Source organism: Niabella beijingensis, assembly GCF_020034665.1.
Taxonomy (GTDB): domain Bacteria; phylum Bacteroidota; class Bacteroidia; order Chitinophagales; family Chitinophagaceae; genus Niabella; species Niabella beijingensis.
In genome coordinates this window covers 2,086,520-2,105,164 of sequence record NZ_JAIQDI010000001.1, presented here as the reverse complement: position 1 = coordinate 2,105,164, position 18,645 = coordinate 2,086,520, and the positions used below count along the sequence as shown (strand labels likewise).

12 protein-coding genes are annotated in these 18,645 nt (G+C 49.0%); 10 read left to right on the top strand and 2 right to left on the bottom strand.

The window, feature by feature from the left end:
* Positions 1-38 precede the first annotated feature (38 nt).
* The 3 genes from K7B07_RS08850 (at position 39) to K7B07_RS08840 (ending at position 5,902) form a co-directional block, all read left to right on the top strand.
* Positions 39-1,832, top strand: a complete 1,794-nt coding sequence (locus K7B07_RS08850) for an acyl-CoA dehydrogenase family protein (RefSeq protein ID WP_223709017.1) — start codon at positions 39-41, stop codon at positions 1,830-1,832.
* Between the two features lie 126 nt (positions 1,833-1,958).
* Positions 1,959-3,977: a DUF3857 domain-containing protein gene (locus K7B07_RS08845; protein WP_223709016.1), complete on the top strand. Its 2,019-nt coding sequence runs from the start codon at positions 1,959-1,961 to the stop codon at positions 3,975-3,977.
* Positions 3,977-5,902, top strand: coding sequence for a DUF3857 domain-containing transglutaminase family protein (locus tag K7B07_RS08840; RefSeq protein WP_223709014.1), 1,926 nt, complete (start codon positions 3,977-3,979; stop codon positions 5,900-5,902). The genes K7B07_RS08845 and K7B07_RS08840 overlap by 1 nt, the downstream gene beginning before the upstream one ends.
* Positions 5,903-5,909: 7 nt before the next feature.
* Here K7B07_RS08840 and K7B07_RS08835 read toward each other — a convergent pair whose 3' ends face one another.
* Both K7B07_RS08835 and K7B07_RS08830 read right to left on the bottom strand, forming a co-directional pair.
* Positions 5,910-6,926 carry a pectinesterase family protein gene (locus K7B07_RS08835; RefSeq protein ID WP_223709012.1) on the bottom strand — a complete coding sequence of 339 codons (1,017 nt, stop codon included), beginning with the start codon at positions 6,924-6,926 and terminating at the stop codon, positions 5,910-5,912.
* A gap of 49 nt (positions 6,927-6,975) precedes the next feature.
* The gene (locus tag K7B07_RS08830) at positions 6,976-8,487 is read right to left on the bottom strand and encodes a pectate lyase family protein (protein ID WP_223709011.1); all 1,512 of its coding nucleotides are present in this window, start codon (positions 8,485-8,487) and stop codon (positions 6,976-6,978) included.
* 175 nt (positions 8,488-8,662) lie between these two features.
* Between K7B07_RS08830 and K7B07_RS08825 the strand changes: the two genes are divergently transcribed.
* The 7 genes from K7B07_RS08825 to K7B07_RS08795 all read left to right on the top strand — a co-directional run bounded on the left by K7B07_RS08825 (position 8,663) and on the right by K7B07_RS08795 (position 18,608).
* On the top strand, positions 8,663-9,700 hold the full coding sequence (locus tag K7B07_RS08825) for a LacI family DNA-binding transcriptional regulator (RefSeq protein ID WP_223709009.1): 1,038 nt from the start codon (positions 8,663-8,665) through the stop codon (positions 9,698-9,700).
* A 46-nt stretch (positions 9,701-9,746) separates the two neighbouring features.
* Positions 9,747-10,931: a mannonate dehydratase gene (uxuA, locus tag K7B07_RS08820; protein WP_223709007.1), complete on the top strand. Its 1,185-nt coding sequence runs from the start codon at positions 9,747-9,749 to the stop codon at positions 10,929-10,931.
* Positions 10,932-11,010: 79 nt separating this feature from the next.
* Positions 11,011-11,685 (top strand): response regulator transcription factor, encoded by a 675-nt coding sequence (locus tag K7B07_RS08815; protein ID WP_223709006.1) that lies wholly within the window; start codon positions 11,011-11,013, stop codon positions 11,683-11,685.
* Positions 11,686-13,053 carry a sensor histidine kinase gene (locus K7B07_RS08810; RefSeq protein ID WP_223709005.1) on the top strand — a complete coding sequence of 456 codons (1,368 nt, stop codon included), beginning with the start codon at positions 11,686-11,688 and terminating at the stop codon, positions 13,051-13,053.
* Between the two features lie 88 nt (positions 13,054-13,141).
* A complete protein-coding gene (locus tag K7B07_RS08805) occupies positions 13,142-14,383 on the top strand; it encodes a TolC family protein (protein ID WP_223709004.1) in 1,242 nt (413 codons plus the stop codon).
* A 2-nt stretch (positions 14,384-14,385) separates the two neighbouring features.
* The gene (locus K7B07_RS08800) at positions 14,386-15,465 is read left to right on the top strand and encodes an efflux RND transporter periplasmic adaptor subunit (protein WP_223709003.1); all 1,080 of its coding nucleotides are present in this window, start codon (positions 14,386-14,388) and stop codon (positions 15,463-15,465) included.
* Positions 15,466-15,509: 44 nt separating this feature from the next.
* A complete protein-coding gene (locus K7B07_RS08795) occupies positions 15,510-18,608 on the top strand; it encodes an efflux RND transporter permease subunit (RefSeq protein ID WP_223709002.1) in 3,099 nt (1,032 codons plus the stop codon).
* Positions 18,609-18,645: the final 37 nt, after the last annotated feature.

Sequence of the window (18,645 nt, the reverse complement as noted above, 5' to 3'; positions counted from 1 at the left end):
AGATGACCGATTTTAAAAAACTTTTAAAACAAAAAACAATGGATGCTGCTGTTAAAAAAGAAGAGATCACCAGGGGCGCCGAGTGGCTGATAAAAGAACCCGTGCCGGCCCAAACATTTATAGCCAATGAATTTGATGAGGAGCAGATCATGATACGCGACCTGTGCAACCAGTTCCTTGAAGCAGAAGTGTGGCCCATCCTCGACCGCATCGATAGTATGGAGCCGGGATTGATGAAGTCGCTGGTACAAAAGGCCGGGGAACAGGGGTTGCTGGCAACCTCGTTTCCAGAGGAATACGGCGGACTGGGAAAAGATTTTGTGACCTCAACCATCATCAACGAATACCTGGGAGCGGGACACTCTTTTTCGGTGGCCATTGCCGCACATACCGGAATCGGCACCCTTCCCATTTTATATTTTGGCAACCCGGAGCAAAAGCAGCGGTATATTCCAAAGCTGATCACCGGCGAATGGACGGGGGCGTACGGTCTTACAGAGCCAAACAGCGGCAGCGATGCGCTGAGCGCCAAAACCACCGCCAGACTGAGTGAAGACGGCAAGTATTATCTGCTCAACGGACAGAAATGCTGGATCACCAACGGTGGCTTTGCCGATGTATATACGGTTTTTGCAAAAGTGGACGGCGATCAATTCACCGGTTTTATCGTGGAGCGGGGAATAGAAGGATTTACACAGGGCCCCGAAGAGCAGAAAATGGGAATCAAGGGATCCTCTACCGTGCAGCTGTATTTTCAGGATGCAAAGGTTCCCGTGGAAAACGTATTGGGCGAGATCGGTAAGGGGCATAAGATCGCCTTTAACATTCTCAATATCGGGCGGTTGAAACTCTGTGCAGCAGCGCTGGGCGGTGCCCGCAAAGCGTTTGATACCTCACTGGAATACGCAAAGACCCGTGAACAGTTCAAACAGCCGATCAGCAATTTCGGCGCCATTAAATATAAACTGGCGGAAATGGCCATCCGGATGTTTGCTGCGGAATCGGCGCTGTACCGTACTGCAAAATGGATCGACCAGTTCGAACAGACGCTGCTGGAAGAGGGCAAGCCGTTCAATGAAGCCCTGCTGGGCGCTGCAGAGGAATATGCCATCGAATGTGCGATGCTGAAGGTTTTCGGAAGTGAGCTGCTGGATTTTGTGGTGGATGAGGGGGTACAGATCCACGGCGGAAACGGGTTTAGCGCCGAGTATAATATTTCCCGTGCCTACCGCGACAGCCGTATTAACCGCATTTATGAAGGTACGAATGAGATCAACCGGCTGCTGATCCTGGACATGACCCTGAAACGTGCGATGCAGGGCCGTCTGAACCTGATGGGCCCCGCAATGGAAGTACAGAAGGAATTGATGAGCATACCGGATTTTGGCAGTGAGGAAGCAACGCCTTTCGGAGAAGAACGGAAGCTGATCGCGAACCTTAAAAAAGCCATCCTGATGGTAGCGGGTGCCGCTGCGCAAAAGCTGATGGCAAAAATAGAAGGAGAGCAGGAACTGCTGATGAATATTGCCGACATGGCAATGGAAGTCTTTCATGCAGAAAGCATGTTATTGCGCACGATGAAAACGGCGGCAACAAAAGGGGAAGCTGCCGCAGCGGATTATGCAGATATGACCCGCGTTTACCTGTACGACGCGGCCGATAAGATCAATAAGGCCGGGAAAGATGCCATTAACGCATTTGCGGAGGGCGATGAGCAGCGCATGATCCTGATGGGTTTGAAGCGATTTACCAAGGCTCAGCCCTTCAACAGCAAGGACGCACGGCGACGTATCGCTGATAAACTAATAGAAACGGGTTATTATTATTTTTAATACCTACATGAGGACGATAAGAACGGGGTTTGACCCCGTTTTTTTGTGCCCGGCTTTAAACCCACACATTAAAAATTTTTACGTTTTTGCCGGAGCTCTTTATATTTGCGCGAGAAATTAACTAATATGAGAACGACTTTATTTATCGGGGTCCTGGTGGCCGCGATCATTTTACCGGGACCCGTAACTGCGCAGGACAACAAGACGCTTAAATTTGGAAAAGTAACTGCGGCCGACTTTACACCCAAATCTCCCGTAATTGACTCCAATACCAATGCACTGGTTTTATCGGATGTGGGTACTTCCCGGATCGAAGGCAATAACAAGGGCTGGTTCTCGCTGATCCATAAACGGACCACGCGGATCAAGATTCTGAACAAAAAAGGTTTTGATGCAGGAAATGTTATTGTCGGCTTGTACAACTCACAGGATGGTGAGGAAAAGCTTACGGATATAAAGGGTATCACCTATAACCTTGAGGGTGGCACTGTACAACAGACAAAGCTCGAATCGTCCAGCATCTTCAAGGAAAAGCTCAGCCGGAACTGGTCGGTGAAGAAATTCACCTTTCCCAATCTGAAGGAAGGATCCATCGTGGAATACACTTATACCATCGAGTCGGAGTTCCTGTTTAACCTGCGTCCCTGGGAGTTCCAGGGAGAATATCCGCGGCTGTACACACAGTATACGGTCTATATCCCGGAATTCCTCCAGTATGTGTTTTTATCCCAGGGATATGTGCCACTGAAAAATACCAAGAAAGATGTGTATAAAACCTGGTCTGTCACCGAATCAAACACTACCCAGGCAACAGAACGGTACTCGTTATCGGGTTATGAAACACAAAATACCTGGACTGCAACGGATGTTCCTGCATTAAAAGAAGAGCCCTTTACTTCTGCCATCGACAATCATAATTCCAAAATCGATTTTCAGCTTTCCCAATACCGTTTCCCGAACTCACCGGTGAAAGATATAATGGGCAACTGGGCCACTGCCAGCGAGCAGCTGATGAAACATGAGAATTTTGGTGCCGAAATCACCCGCCCCAACTTCTGGCTGGGAGACGATGTGAAAAAGATAACGGAAAGCGCTGCCGGCAGCCTGGACGCTGCACGGATGATCTATGCGTTTGTAAGAGATCATTTTACCGCTACAAGAAAAAATAGTTTTTATATTTCTGATCAGACCTCTTTAAAAGATGTTTTTAAGAAGAAAAGTGGTACGGCTGCTGAGATCAACCTGCTGCTGATCGCCATGCTGAAACAAAAAGGCATTGCTGCCGAGCCGGTGCTGATCAGTACCCGCAGCCACGGCTGGGCCAATCCGTTCTATCCCCTGCTGGATAAATACAACTATGTCATCTGCAATGCCCGGATCGATGGCCGGCAATATTACCTGGATGCCGCTGAGTCCCGCCTGGGTTTTGCAAAACTATCGTCGGAGTGCTATAATGGTCCCGGTTTTGTGGTCAGCACAACACCGCGCAATGTCAACTTCGAACCCGATTCGCTGAAGGAGGCCAAGACCACACTGCTGTTCCTGGTAAACTCAAAGGACGGTAAAGGACTGACCGGTTCTTTTTCCACCACGCCCGGCTATTTCGAGTCGACGCATATCCGTGAACTGCTGGCCAAGAAGGATAAGGATGAGTATGTTAAAGAAGGGGAGAAGTCTTTTTCTTTCCCGATAAAATTCTCGGAAATAGAAGTGGACTCGCTGAAGCAATACGACTATCCGGTATCGGTAAAGTATAAGGTAGACTTTGACCTGGGGAACGAAGATATGGTGTACCTGAACCCGATGTTTGGAGAAGCTACTAAAACGAACCCCTTTGCTTCTGCTGAAAGAAAGTATCCCGTGGAAATGCCGTGTACCATGTTTGAACTGTATGTACTGAATATGGAGATACCAAAAGGGTATGAAGTGGAAGAACTGCCCAAATCGACCCGGGTAATGCTGAACGGTAATGAGGGAATGTTTGAATATATCATCAATGCTGCCGGTGGAAAGATCATGCTGCAGAGTAAGATCGATATAAAAAGGGCGACCTTCCCCTCCGAAGATTACCAGACCCTGCGCGAATTCTTCGGCCATATTGCAAAAAAACACAGCGAGCAGATCGTGTTGAAAAAAATAAAGTAATGATGAAGACTATTTTTTCGAAAAGTTTTTTCTTAGTGCTGATCACGGGTTTTTGCTGCTGTCTGCAGGCAGAGGCGCAATATCCGGTGAGTGCCATACCCGAAGCATTGTTAAAGAAAGCCAAGCTGGTCAAGCGTGCCGATGAGACCTCGATTGAGGTACGCAATAACGGTAAGGCCTTATACCGCCGGCATTATGTTTATACCATACTGAACGAGGCGGCAGAAGATAACGCAGGGCTTTGGGTGGGATATGATAAATTCCGGCTGATCCAGGATATTTCCGGAACGCTTTATAATGCAGAAGGAAAGAAATTAAAATCAGTGAAGCGCAAGGACATACAGGATGGAAGCGGTACAGATGGTTCCAGCCTGATCACAGACGGGAGGTATAAGCACCATGATTTTTATTATAAGGACTATCCGTATACCATAGAATATACGATCGAATTAGAGCTCAACGGTATTTTTTATTTCCCGGAGTGGATGCCGCAGAGCGGACCACAGGTTGCTGTTGAGAGCAGCAAACTCAGTTTTGAGGTGCCAAAGGACTATAACCTGCGTTATAAGATGTTTCATTATAACGGGGCGCCGCAGATAAAGGAAGGCAAAGGCTCCCGGACATTGTCGTGGGAGCTGGCGAATGTTCCTGCAAAGTCAAAGGAGGCTTTTGCACCGGAATGGAATCTTCTGGTGACCCGTGTATTGACGGCCCCCTCTGATTTTGAGATCGGGGGATACAAGGGAAACATGGACTCCTGGCAGAACTTCGGGCGCTTTATGACCTTGCTGTACGCGGGCCGGGATGTGCTGCCTGCCGGTACAAAAGCAAAGGTACGGGAGCTGGTACAGGGGGTGAAATCGGACCGTGAGAAGATCGATATACTTTATAAGTATATGCAGCAGAATTCCCGTTACATCAGCATACAGCTGGGAATAGGCGGGTGGCAGCCACTGGATGCGACCTATGTTGCGGAAAAAAAATACGGTGACTGTAAAGCACTATCGAATTTTATGGTGGCGCTTCTGAAAGAGGCCGGCATTAAAGCGCACTCCGTATTGATAACAGGCGGTACGGAGGATAAGGACCTGGTGCGCGACTTCCCGTCCAACCAGTTCAATCACGTGGTTGTTTGTGTACCGGAGGCAAAAGATTCTGTCTGGCTGGAATGTACCAGTCAAACCGTAGAGCCGGGCTATATGGGCCATTTTACCGGCGACCGCGAAGCCCTGCTGATCGATGATGCAAAAAGCCATGTCGTGCGGACTCCCGTTTATGCTAAAAATGACAATACACAGCGCCGTATGATTGAGGCGGACCTGGATGAAAAGGGAACGCTGGTGGCCTCCGTGATAACCAGCAGCACCGGGCTGCTTCAGGATGAACTGCACCATATTGTGCATGGCTTATCCGATGAGGAAAAACAAAAGCGTTTACGCAACAGCTTTTCGCTTCCCAGTTATGAGATCAGCTCTTTCGGGTATAAGGAGGCGGGCAGTAATATGCTTCCTGCCATTACCGAGAAGATACAACTGGTATCAAAAGACTATGCAACCATCACCGGAAAAAGGCTGTTCATCGCACCCAATATCCTGTCGGTTCAGTCAACGAAGCTGACCGAAGAAGAAAAGAGGGAACAGGAGATCGTTTATCCTTACGGATTCCGGATCATGGATACAGTGCTTATAAAGATCCCTGCGGGATATACGGTGGAAATGATGCCCAAATCCGTACAGGTGGATAATGCGTTCGGCGTATATGAGATCCGCTTTGAATTAAAGGATGAAAAGATCCGGATGATCCGCCGGTATGAGCGCAACAGCGGCCGGTTTCCCGCGGCTGACTATAACAAGATGGTCACTTTTTATAACACCATCTATGCCGCGGACCGGGCAAAGATGGTGCTGGTAAAAAAATCAGAATAACCGGTGGTCATTTTGCCGGCCATTTGAAAACGGCGGGTTGCAGGTTCTTATACCAGGTCGTTTCGCCCGGCATCGCCGTATTGCAGGCGGCAAAAATAATTTCAGGGACAAAATCTTTTGCTTGCTGGTCGCTGATGCGTCTGGCCCAGGCCACGCGCCCTGAAGCAGCTGCGCCCGGCCCCCTGCTTCTGTATTCCCCGTAATAAGCAGTTTTTTCGTTTTCCGGATTGCTCCAGTTGTGCCAGCCCGCCGGTGCAATGGCGGCGGCCATTTCGCAATGGAGGAACACCGTTTGTGCAAAGGCACGCCAGGGTCTGCCCAGGAATAATTTTTTCACGCCGGGGTCCGCAAGTATTTTGCAGTGGTCAAAGACAAGTCCGGATTTTTTCCCCTGTGTCGTGCTGGCAGCGGTAATGTACGAATCGGATTTAGCTTTTATGGTACAATTGCTGAAGAGGGCGGTAGCCGGCCCAAAAATAAAATCAGTGGTACCTTCAATATAACAGTTGAAAAAGAATTGCCGCGCATTTTCCCCTCCTGTGAATAGGGTGTCCTGGTTGCCGATGAACCGGCAGTTTTTAAACAGCGCCTGGTCTGCATCTACATATAATGCTACTGCCTGCCCCACAGGCCCCGCTGCATTTACAAATGTGATATTGGCTGCAGTAAAACGGTTACCCGATATCCGCGCAGTATAGGAAGTGAAGGTCCCGATAATACCTTTACCCGAATAATCGTCGTAGGTGATGACCGTATTTTCCACGCTTTCCCCGATAAAGGTCACGTCTGTGTTGTTTGCCGGCAATGTTATCTTTTCTTTATAAACGCCGTTCTTTATATACAGGGTGATGGGCGCCAGCGGATAAGCCCGCATGGCATCAATCGCTTCCTGGATCTTTGTGTAGTCGCCGCTTCCGTCCTGAGCTACCGTAAATATATATTTGTATTTTTCAGGATTTGCGGTTTGGGCTGCAACCGTCAGGAAAATGCAGCAGGCTATAAGAAGGGCAACAAGCGATCTCATTTTTATTTTTATTGAACAGGTTGATGATACAGCCGGCATCGCTGATGTATTATTTTACCAGGCTGTTGATGTACACTTCTATATTGGAATAGTTTTTATCAATGGTGCGAATGGCGGCATCCTGGTTGTTGCCGGGGTTTAAGCCATTGGCGGTTTCCCATGTATCCGGTATCCCGTCCTGATCTGCATCCGGGGCGGGTTGCTCCTGCCGGAGTACGGGCCAGGCCGTTATGGTTTGCTCGTAGGGCGTTCCGTGGGGGTAACCACCCTGTACGTCGATAAGGCTTCCGGTGCGGTGCTGCACGTCATTCACAATGCGCTGATCCAGGGTATCCCGTTCCGGCAATATGGCACCCGCATTTTTTAGTACAGCGGTATAAGCTTCAGCGGCAGACTGAAGAGAAAAGGTCATTACTTCAAACGGACGCGATCGTACTGCAGCTTTTTTATCCGCTTCCGTTCCGTTATTTCCCATGTGGATACCTTTATAATTGTCATCGGTAATTTCGGATGCCCCGTCCACAAAATTTCCGTCTACGTAATAATGCCCGAAAGGAGTGTTCCGCTGTTCTTCTTTGTTGGGATTGACGATACGATATTTTACCGCTGACCTTGTAGACGGGCCATATTTAAAATAGTTGTTGACAATATTGTAGCTGCCGCCTTCCCCGCCATAGATGCTGTTGCCTCCCCAGTTATAGATCACATTATTACAAAAATCGGCGAGCTCGGAACCGGCCCCCAGCCGGGCACCGTTAAACCGCGGATTACGGCTGTTGCAATGGGCAAACAGGTTATGGTGTGCCGTAAAATGAGCACCGCCCCAGATCCCGCCATAGCCATGATGTTCAAAATCCGTATCTCCTTTTTCAAAATGATAAGAATAATTCAGCGGTTCGGAAAGAATGTTCCATTGCAGGGTGGTGCTGTCGCCCCGGTAAACCGAACACACTTCATCAGTACTCCAGCTCATGCTGCAATGGTCGATGATGATATTCTTTCGGCCGGCACCTCCGAATGCATCATTGGCGCCTGCGCCGTCTTTCATTCCTCCGTTCTGATAACGGTCGCCCATACGGAAACGCAGGAAACGGACAATGATATTGTCACCGGACAGCACTACGGGCTGATCGGCCAGGCAAATACCGCCTCCCGGGGCGGTTTGCCCCGCAATGGTCTTATCCCCTTTGATGGATAACCTGCTTTTAAGATGTATGGTACCTGCAACGCTAAAAACAATAATGCGTGGTTCAGCAGTGCTCACGGCCTTCCGCAGGCTGCCTGCTCCCGCATCCTCCAGGTTGCTTACAATATACACGCTTCCGCCCCTGCCTCCCGTGGTATGTTTTCCGAATCCTTCTGCCCCCGGAAAGGCCAGAGGAAGTACTCCGGCGGCAGTGTTGTTTTGAGCACTGCAGCAGGTATACAGTCCGGCAAAAGCAAAGACAAGGCAGATCTTCATACCCATACATTTCAGCAAAACAGCATCATAAAGGACAACTGCCTGTCGCCGCCATGCGGAGGAAGCCGGTAATTCCCGCAATTGTATTATTTTTTTCATACGCGGTTTGAGACAGGAAAGGGATGACAGAATGTGCTTCTGTTACCCCGTTGAATGATTACAAGGTAGTATTATTCCGGTAATGGCAAAAACTCCGGCGGGGCACTATTTACGCAATCGTTGCCGTCGACGATGGTATAATGAGTATCTTCGTGTACCGTTAAGATTTGGGTATATGAAACTGGATGCCATTACAATTAAAGACATCGCCAAAGCGCTGGGCCTTTCCGCTTCAACTGTTTCAAGAGCGTTGAGGGATAGCTATGAGATCAGCGAAGAAACAAAGAAGCGGATAAGAGCATATGCAAATGAGAACAATTACCGCCCCAATCTTGCTGCTTTAAGTCTGCGCAAGGGTAAATCCAAATCGATCGGCGTTATCGTTGCCGATATTGCCAACAGCTATTTCAGCCAGGTGATCGGAGGTATTGAATCGGTGGCCAATGAAAAAGGCTATAATGTAATTATTACACAAAGCAAGGATTCGGCGGAACGGGAGCAGATGATCGTTACGGATCTGACCTCCCGTTCCATCGACGGCTTGATTGTTTCACTGGCGGCCGGTACAACGGACTATTCCATTTTTGAAGAAATGACCGACCGGGGCGTACCGCTTGTTTTTATCGATCGTATTGCTGAAAACATCGATACCCACAAGGTGACCGCAGATAATTTTACCGGGGGTTACCAGGCCGTGAAGCACCTGGCGGGGAACGGTTATAAAAAGATAGCACTCATCGCAAACAATAAGAACCTGTCCATCTCCAAAGAACGTATCGAAGGCTGTATCAAAGCCTTTGAAGAACTGGGCCTGGAGCAGCATCCTCAATGGGTGCAGTTCTGCGCGGCCGGCGGATCGGATGACCGCGAAATTGAGAAGGTGATCACTTCATTGCTGGCAATGGAAAGCAGCCCGGACGCCTTATTGACCCTTTCCGATACCCTTTCACTGAAGACCCTTCGCATCCTCAAACAGAAACAAATGAAGATCCCGGGAGATATCGGGCTGATGGGTTTTTCCAACTTTAACAACTCCGAATTACTGGATCCCGCATTGTCGGTGATCTATCAGCCTTCTGTGGAAATGGGCAGTGTAGCTGCAACACTCCTGCTTGCCGACATCGAAAGCAAACGCCCTGTTACAAGTTTTACCAAACAGGTGTTGTCCACCCGGATCATTACCCGGAAAAGTAGTGCGCCTGCGCATTCATAAATCACCTATTTTTGAACGAATCAGTATTTCTAAATAACAAAAGAGCATGAAACAAGCGCAATTTGCCATGATCCATACCATGCGTTGGTATGGCCCGAAAGATCCTGTAAGCTTAAGTGATATAAAACAATCCGGGGCCACCGGTATTGTAACTGCCCTGCATCATATTCCTGTAGGAGCGATCTGGGAAATTGAAGAGATCAACAGGCGGAAGCAGGAAGTGGAAGCCGCGGGGCTGACCTGGGAGGTGATTGAAAGTCTGCCGGTGCATGAAGATATAAAAAAGCAGAGCGGCGATTTTGAAAAATACATTGCTAATTATAAGGAAAGTCTTAAAAATGTTGCGGCCTGCGGATTAAAAGTAGTCACCTATAACTTTATGCCGATCCTGGACTGGATGCGCACCGATGTGAACTATACTGTTGCAGATGGCAGCAAGGCACTGCGTTTTGAGAAGGCTGCCTTCATTGCATTTGATGTGTTTTTACTGAAACGCCCCGGGGCGGAAAAAGATTATACAACGGAAGAGCTGGAAAGCGCCAAAAGCTGCCTGGAAAAACTGAGCGAAACGGAGAAGGAAACCCTGTACCGCAATACCCTTTTGGGGTTGCCGGGAAGCGAAGAGCGTTTTACCGAAGCGGAGATCCTGGCAGCGCTGAAGACCTATGAAGCCATTGATGCACAAATATTAAAACAACACCTGTTTCATTTTCTCCGGGAAGTGGTGCCGGTTGCTGAAGCTGCCGGCCTGAAAATGGCCATCCATCCGGATGACCCGCCTTTCCCGATCCTGGGCTTGCCCCGGATCGTAAGTACAGAGGCCGATGCCCTGGAACTGATCCAGGCGGCACCTTCACCCGCCAACGGGTTGTGCTTCTGCACCGGCTCTTACGGGGTGCGTGCGGACAATGACCTTGCCGGTATGGTGGAGCGTCTTGGTACATACATCCATTTCCTGCACCTGCGCAGCACAAAAAGAGATGCTGAGGGTAATTTTTTTGAAGCAGATCACCTGGACGGCGATGTGGATATGTATGCGGTGGTAAAAGAGATCGTGAAGATCATGCGGCAACGGCAGGTGTCCATTCATATGCGCCCGGATCATGGTCATCAGATGCTGGATGATCTCAAAAAAACAACCTATCCGGGTTATTCGGCCATTGGTAGATTGAGAGGACTGGCAGAATTACGCGGACTGGAACTGGGCATCCGGCGCGCGCTCGAGGCCTGAAGACCAGTATTGCCGCCCCGCTGCAGTTAACAGACCGGTTTCCTACCTTTACCGTTGATTTTTGTTACATTCATAAGGTATGAAAGCTTTTTTACTGGAAGATGATGTGGTGCTGTCGTCAGAGATCGTATTTTATCTCCGGACACATGCCATTGCGTGCGATACTGCGGCAGATGGAAAGGATTTCCTGGAGCGTGCATTTAAAGGGATGTATGATGTGTATATACTGGACATCAATGTACCCCTGCTGAACGGGCTGGATGTATGCCGGAAGATACGGGAACAGGATGCGCAGACCCCCATCATCATTATATCCGCCTATGATGATATTGTAGAAAAAAAAGAAGCATTTCTGCGGAATGCAGACGATTACCTGGTAAAACCCTTTGTACTGGAGGAGCTGCTGCTGCGCATCAATACCCGGCTGCGCACGGCGATACGTAATGGCGGCGGCACTAAAATAGTGGTCGAAGACCTGGAGATCTACCCGGATGAATACAAGGTTTTCCGGGCAGGGAAGGAGATCCAGCTGACACTGAAAGAGTTTCAGTTGCTGGTGTTGCTGGCAAGGGCGAACGGCCGCACGCTTTCCAAACAGTATATTTCGGACGAAGTATGGCAAAACCAGTTCCAGACCACCCATAATACCATTGAGGTGTACATCAACTTCCTGAGAAAAAAGATCGACCGGCAATTTGATGTCAAGCTGATCCATACCCGCCCGGGATTTGGCTATTATCTTAAACCGGCTTAGATGACATTAAAAAGAAGGATAGCACTCAGCTGGAGCGTTGCTTACTCACTGCTTTTCGGGATACTGATGGTAATCATCTACTATGCGTTTTATGATTTCAGAAGAGATGAATTCCGCCAGAACCTGAAAGACAAGTCGGTGGTAACCGCTCATTTTATAGCCCGGACCCCCGATTTTCTGAAAGGGGTTCCCCGGTTCCTGAGCGAGTCCGACGATGGATTGTACAAAGAAGAGATCCTGATCTTCAACCAGGACAAAAAACTGATCTACAGTACTGTTAAAGACAAGAATGTTTCATGGGATGCCAATCTGCTCCGGCAGCTGGATCTTAAAAAGGAGATCTATGTAGAACATACTTCCCCCGAGTATTTTGGCATGCTGATCGATATCGGGGATAATAAATATTACATTTTTACCAGGGCGGAAGACATCAGCGGCCGGTCGAAACTCCGTTTCCTGGGGTATATCCTCCTGCTTACTTATCTGATCAGTACGGCCGTGGTATGGCTCAGCAGCTACTTTTTTGTAAAGAAACTGTTGAATCCGCTGGACCATCTTACACAACAGATTGCAGATATAACGGCGCACAATATCAACGAACCGGTACCGGAAACAGGCACCAATAATGAGATCGCAGTGCTGGCACGTTCGTTCAATACCATGATGCGGCGTATCAATGATGTGTTTCAGTCGCAAAAAGATTTTACCGCCAGCGCGGCACATGAGATCCGTACACCGCTCACCCGTATTGCCTTTCAGCTGGAGAACCTGAACCACCTGGAGCGGCAGGGAGCACCGACACAACAGACGGTCTCCAATATCATCAAGGATGTGCACCAGCTTTCCGATCTCACAAAATCGCTGATGCTGCTTTCAAAGTTTGATAAAGAGAACATCAGCGTAGTCTATGAAACAGAGCGGATCGATGAGATCATTTTTGCTGCTTATGAGCAGGTGCAGAAGATCTACCCGCTGCTAAAAATGGATTTTACAATTGATACAGGAGCGGAAGCAGATCCGATGCTGACCGTAAAGGGCGTGCGCTCACTGCTGGAGATCGTATTTACAAACCTGCTGAAAAATGCAGCCGTCTATGCAACGGAACCGGTGGTAAGCATCACCATCACAGAAAGCGACCGGCAAATGGAAGTAGATGTATGCAGCCATGGCCCGCTGCTGCCGGAAGAAGAACGGGCGCGGCTGTTTGAACCGTTCATGAGAGGCCGTAATGCACATCACCTCACCGGCTCGGGTCTCGGGCTCCGCATTGTAAAGCGGATCGTGGAGTACCATAAAGGAACGATCACCTATATCGCAACGGCACCGGACCAGCATGTTTTCCGGATCACATTTCCCGGCATGCATTAAAGAATAAATGGGTCTTTAAGGTTATTTTAAGCTGAACTTAAGGCGGCTTTAAGACCGGCAGCTCAATTTTGCCCGAAATCGATCAGGTATGAGGGTGTCATTGTTTTTTTGTTGCTGGGTTATTGGTGGTACTGCTTTCAGTCAGGTGAAAATGACACTGGAAGCCTGTGAAGCAGCATTTTTAAACAATAATCTGCCGCTGCTGGCCCAGCGTTACCGCATCAGCCAGGCCGATGCGGATATAATTCAGGCGCGGATCTGGGACCTGCCGCAGGCTGCCTATCAGAATAATATATACAATCCGGAAAACCGGAAAGCGTTTGATCTGAACAAGGCCAACGGCCTGGAAGTACAGCAATTGCTGTATCTCGGCGGAAAGAAAAAGCTGGAGATCGCATATGCCGCCAGCAATAAAGAGATCGTTCTGCTGGAATTTGACCAGCTGCTTGCAGAACTCAAGACACAGCTGGCGGAAACCTATTATGCGTTGTACTTCGAAGAAAAAAAACTGAAAGACATCAATACCCAGCTGATCTATATGACCGATCTGCTGGAAGCCCTCCGGATACAGACGGCCAAAGGGAATACATCACTTAAAGAGCAGGTACGGTTACAATCGATGGTGCTGCAGCTGGGAAACGATAAGACCGACATCATCAATACCATTTTGCAACAGCAGCAATTACTAAAGCTCCTCACCGGTCTTACCGACAATATCAACACGGAAATTTCCGATGAGGCAGCCGGTGCTCTGCTGTCGAAACGCCCGCAGCTTTCACTGGAAGAGATCCGGGAAACCGCATTGACGCATAACGCTGATTACCTCCGTACCCTTAAACAGGTGGCCGCCAGCAAAGTGAACCTGAACTGGCAACGGGCGCAGAATGTTCCGGACCTTACTGTAGGCGGTCAGTGGGACCAGCTGGGAGGAGCCTTTAAAAATGAGATCAATCTTACAGTAGCCATGCCCCTTCCGCTGTGGAAAAGAAATAAAGGGAACGTATTAAAAGCGCAGTATGAAATAAAAGAAAATGAGACCGGGAGCGCAGAAAAAAAACAGCAGCTCGAAAGCAGTATTGAAATGGCCTATGCAACCTGGCGCAATCAGTATGATCAATACTACGCAGTAAGGCCGGAAGACCTGCAACACCTGCAAACCGTACACGCTGGGATGCTGGCCAATTTCAGAAAAGGGAATGTAACGCTTATTGATTTTACGGATTTTATGGACAGTTACCGCCAAACGATCCTGCAGCTGTATGAAATGAAAAAGCAGGTTATGATCGCCGCACAGGAACTGAACCGCCTGACACAGGCGCAAATTTTTTAAATATGAAGAGAACGATTCTGACAATAATAGTATCGGGGGTATTGGCAGGCTGCGGACCACAGCCGCAACAGCAGAACATTGTAAAGGGGTTTGAACTGAGCGAGACGATGATGCGATCGACCACAACCGCAGCAGCAACCCTGCAACCTGTTCAGACCGAAATGAATTTTTTTGGGAAGATCGCCGCAGACAAGAACAATTATATTGATGTATATCCCCTGGTAGGCGGTAATGTGATCAGTGTAAATGTGGAACTGGGCGATTTCGTTCGTAAAGGCCGGATACTGGCTACGATACGCAGCACGGAAATGGCCGGTATGCAGAAAGACCTCAGTGATGCCAGGACCGATCTTGCCGTGGCACAGAACAGCTTGCGCGTAGCACAGGAAATGTACGAAGGAAAACTGAGTACGGAAAAAGAAGTGCTGGAGGCGCGGAGCCAGGTTACAAAGGCACAGGACCAGCTGAAACGGGCCGAGGCCGTAGGCACGATTTATAATATCCGGAACGGGAATATTTATTCCGTTGTAGCACCCATCAGCGGCTATATCGTGCAAAAGAACATCAATAAGGATATGCAGTTGCGGAGCGACCGTTCGGACAATATTTTTGATGTGGCCAATACCGCTAATGTATGGGCGATCGTAAATGTGAATGAGGCGGATATCGATAAGATCGGCCTGGGAATGAAAGCGGAAGTGGCAACCCTTAGTTACCCGGATAAAAAGTTTTACGGAAAGATCGACAAGATCTTCAGGATCATTGATCCTGAAACCAATTCCATGCAGGCCCGCGTGGTGCTGAACAATTCAGAAGGATTGCTGATCCCGGACAGTAAGGCCACCATAAAAATTTTTAACACGGAGGACCATACCGCAATAGCAGTTCCTTCCCAATCCATCATTTTTGATAACAACAAGACCTATGTGGTACAGTTTATTACGCAAACAAACCTTAAGATAAAAGAGGTAAAAGTGCTGCAGCAGACCGGCGCGCTGGCTTACATAGAAGGGCTGAGCGAAGGTGACCTGGTGGTGACGCATAACCAACTGCTGATCTACCGTTCCCTGAACGATCAGTAACAAAAAGCCATGACGAAGACAGGATTGAATAAATACAGGTAGTAATGAACAGATTTATAAAAGGCATTATCACATTCTCGCTGAAGAACAGGGTATTTACGTTCGTATGGGTGGGCCTGCTGGCTGTGGCAGGGTTTATCAGTTTCAGAAGCATGCCCATTGAAGCATTTCCGGATGTTACCAATACCCAGATCGTAATCATTACGCAATGGAGTGGAAGAAGTGCAGAGGAAGTAGAACGCTTTGTGACCACACCCGTCGAACTGGCCATGAGTCCCGTTCAGAAAAAGGCAAGTGTACGCAGCACCACGATGTTCGGGCTTTCCATTGTAAAAATAATTTTTGAAGATGGCGTCGAAGATCTGATGGCCCGGAACCAGGTGAACAACCAGTTGCGGACCATTACCTTACCGGAAGGGGCAGAACCGGAAGTGCAGCCGCCTTATGGCCCTACCGGGGAGATATTCCGGTACACACTGAAAAGTGCTAAAAGGGATTCGCGCGACCTGCTGACCTTGCAGACCTGGGTAGTGGACCGCGCATTACGGGGAGTGCCGGGTGTAGCGGACATCAATGTTTTTGGAGGGCAGGATAAGATATTTGAACTGAGCATCGATCCGCGGAAGCTGGATAAATACAATCTTACCCCCCTGCAGGTATATGATGCTGTTGCAAACAGTAACCTAAATGTTGGGGGAGATGTGATCGAGAAGAACGGGCAATCCTATGTGGTGCGTGGCATCGGATTGCTGAAGAGTCCCGAAGAGATCGGGGATGTTACCATAGAGACCGAGAACGGGAACCCGATACTCGTGAGGAATATTGCGGATGTGCAGGAAAGCGCCCTGCCCCGTGTGGGCCAGGCAGGACTGGACAGTGCATCGGATGTGGTACAGGGGATCGTGGTGATGCGAAAGGGCGAAAACCCGCGGGAAGTGCTGGATGGCGTTAAGGCGAAGATCAACGAGCTCAATACCAAACTGCTGCCCCGGGATGTGAAACTGGTTACGTTCTACGACCGGGATCATCTCATGGACTTCACCACGCATACCGTATTACACAACCTGCTGGAGGGCATTGTATTTGTAACGGTGATCGTTTTCCTTTTTATGGCAGACTGGCGGACCACGCTGATCGTATCCGTCGTAATACCCCTGGCCCTGCTTTTTGCATTCCTTTGTTTAAAAATGGCAGGTATGAGCGCCAACCTGCTTTCCCTGGGGGCGGTAGACTTCGGTATCATCATCGATGGCGCTGTGGTAATGGTGGAAGGCATTTTTGTAATGCTGGATCATAAAGCCCGGAAATACGGAATGGAAAAATTCAACCGGCTGGCAAAAGGCGGCTGGATCCGTCAGACGGGAACCGGCCTGGGCAAAGCCATCTTCTTTTCAAAACTGATCATCATCACTTCCCTGCTGCCTATTTTTTCTTTTCAGAAAGTGGAAGGGAAAATGTTCGCTCCGCTGGCCTTTACGCTGGGTTTTGCATTGATAGGGGCATTATTGTTTACACTGACGCTGGTACCGGTACTTTCGCATATCCTGTTAAATAAGAACGTCCGGGAAAAACATAATGTATTTGTGAACTTCTGGGACCGGGTAGTTGAAAAAGGGTTCCGGTTTACCTTCCGGAATAAACGTACCAGTCTTATTGCGGCATTGGTGTTTTTGGCAATTACCCTTTTTTCTGCAAGATTTCTGGGAACGGAATTCCTGCCGCAGTTAAATGAAGGATCCTTATGGGTAACGGCAGAATTGCCGATGAGCACTTCTTTAAAAGAGTCGATGAAGACCACAGACGAGCTGAAAAATGTGATCCGCAGTTTTCCGGAAGTAACAGGTGTACTGTCCCAGACGGGCAGGAGTAATGACGGAACAGATCCCAATGGTTTTGGATTCGTTCAGTTTGCGGTGAACCTCAAACCCCGGGAAGAGTGGAAGCGCAGGATCACCATGGATGAGCTGATCAATGAAATGAACCGGAAGCTGAAACAGTTCCCGGGCATCACCTTTAATTATTCACAACCCATATCCGATAATGTTGCGGAGGCGGTGGCGGGGTTCAAGGCCGAGAATGGGGTCAAGATCTATGGTGATAACCTGGAAACACTCGATGGGCTGGCCGGCCAGGTGCTGGAACGCATCCGGTCCGTGCCGGGGGTAAGAGAGCCGGGGATCATAAAAAATATTGGCCAGCCTGAAGTAAGTGTACTGCTCGACCGTAATAAAATGGCGGCTTACGGCGTACAGCCCGCAGATGCCCAGGCGGTACTTGAAATGGCCTTTGGCGGAAAAACGGCATCCGAAATGTATGAAGGAGAACGTAAGTTCGATATCCGCCTCCGGTATGCCGCCGAGTACCGGAAAAATGAAGAGGATATCGCGCGGCTGATGGTGCCCACCAGGGAAGGCGCCAAGATCCCGCTGAAGGAAATCAGTACGATTGAAAAAAGTAATGGTGCTGCCTTCATTTACCGGGACAATATCAAACGGTACATCGGTGTAAAATTTTCGATACGCGACCGGGATCTCGGCAGTACCATCGCAGCCGCACAGCAACAGGTTGCAGGCATCAGCCTGCCCGAGGGATACAGCATTGGCTGGACGGGTCAGTTTGAGAACCAGGTCCGTGCGTCACACCGTCTGGCACAGGTGGTACCGGTAAGCATTGTGCTGATCTTTTTTTTATTGTTCATTCTTTTCGGTAATATGAAGGATTCCCTGCTGGTGCTGGCGAATGTGCCCTTTGCATTGATCGGCGGTATTATTGCGCTGCATCTGACCCGTATGAATTTCGGCATCTCCGCCGGTGTGGGTTTTATTGCCCTGTTCGGCATCTGCATCCAGAACGGGGTCATTCTTATTTCCCAGTTCCATAGTAATATCAGGGCCAACATGCCGTTGAACTATGCCATCCTTCAGGGTGTAAAAGTGCGTACGCGGCCGGTGGTGATGACGGCATTGATGGCCTCGATCGGGTTGTTGCCCGCCGCACTGTCAACAGGTATCGGTTCGGAATCCCAGAAGCCGCTGGCGATCGTGATCATCGGTGGCCTTATCACCGCGACGGTATTGACCTTGCTGGTGTTTCCGGTTATCTTCTGGATATTTAACAGAACCAGGAAAGAACAGTTAACTTAATCAATGGTTACGTCAGAGACAATCAACGGGGTGTGTT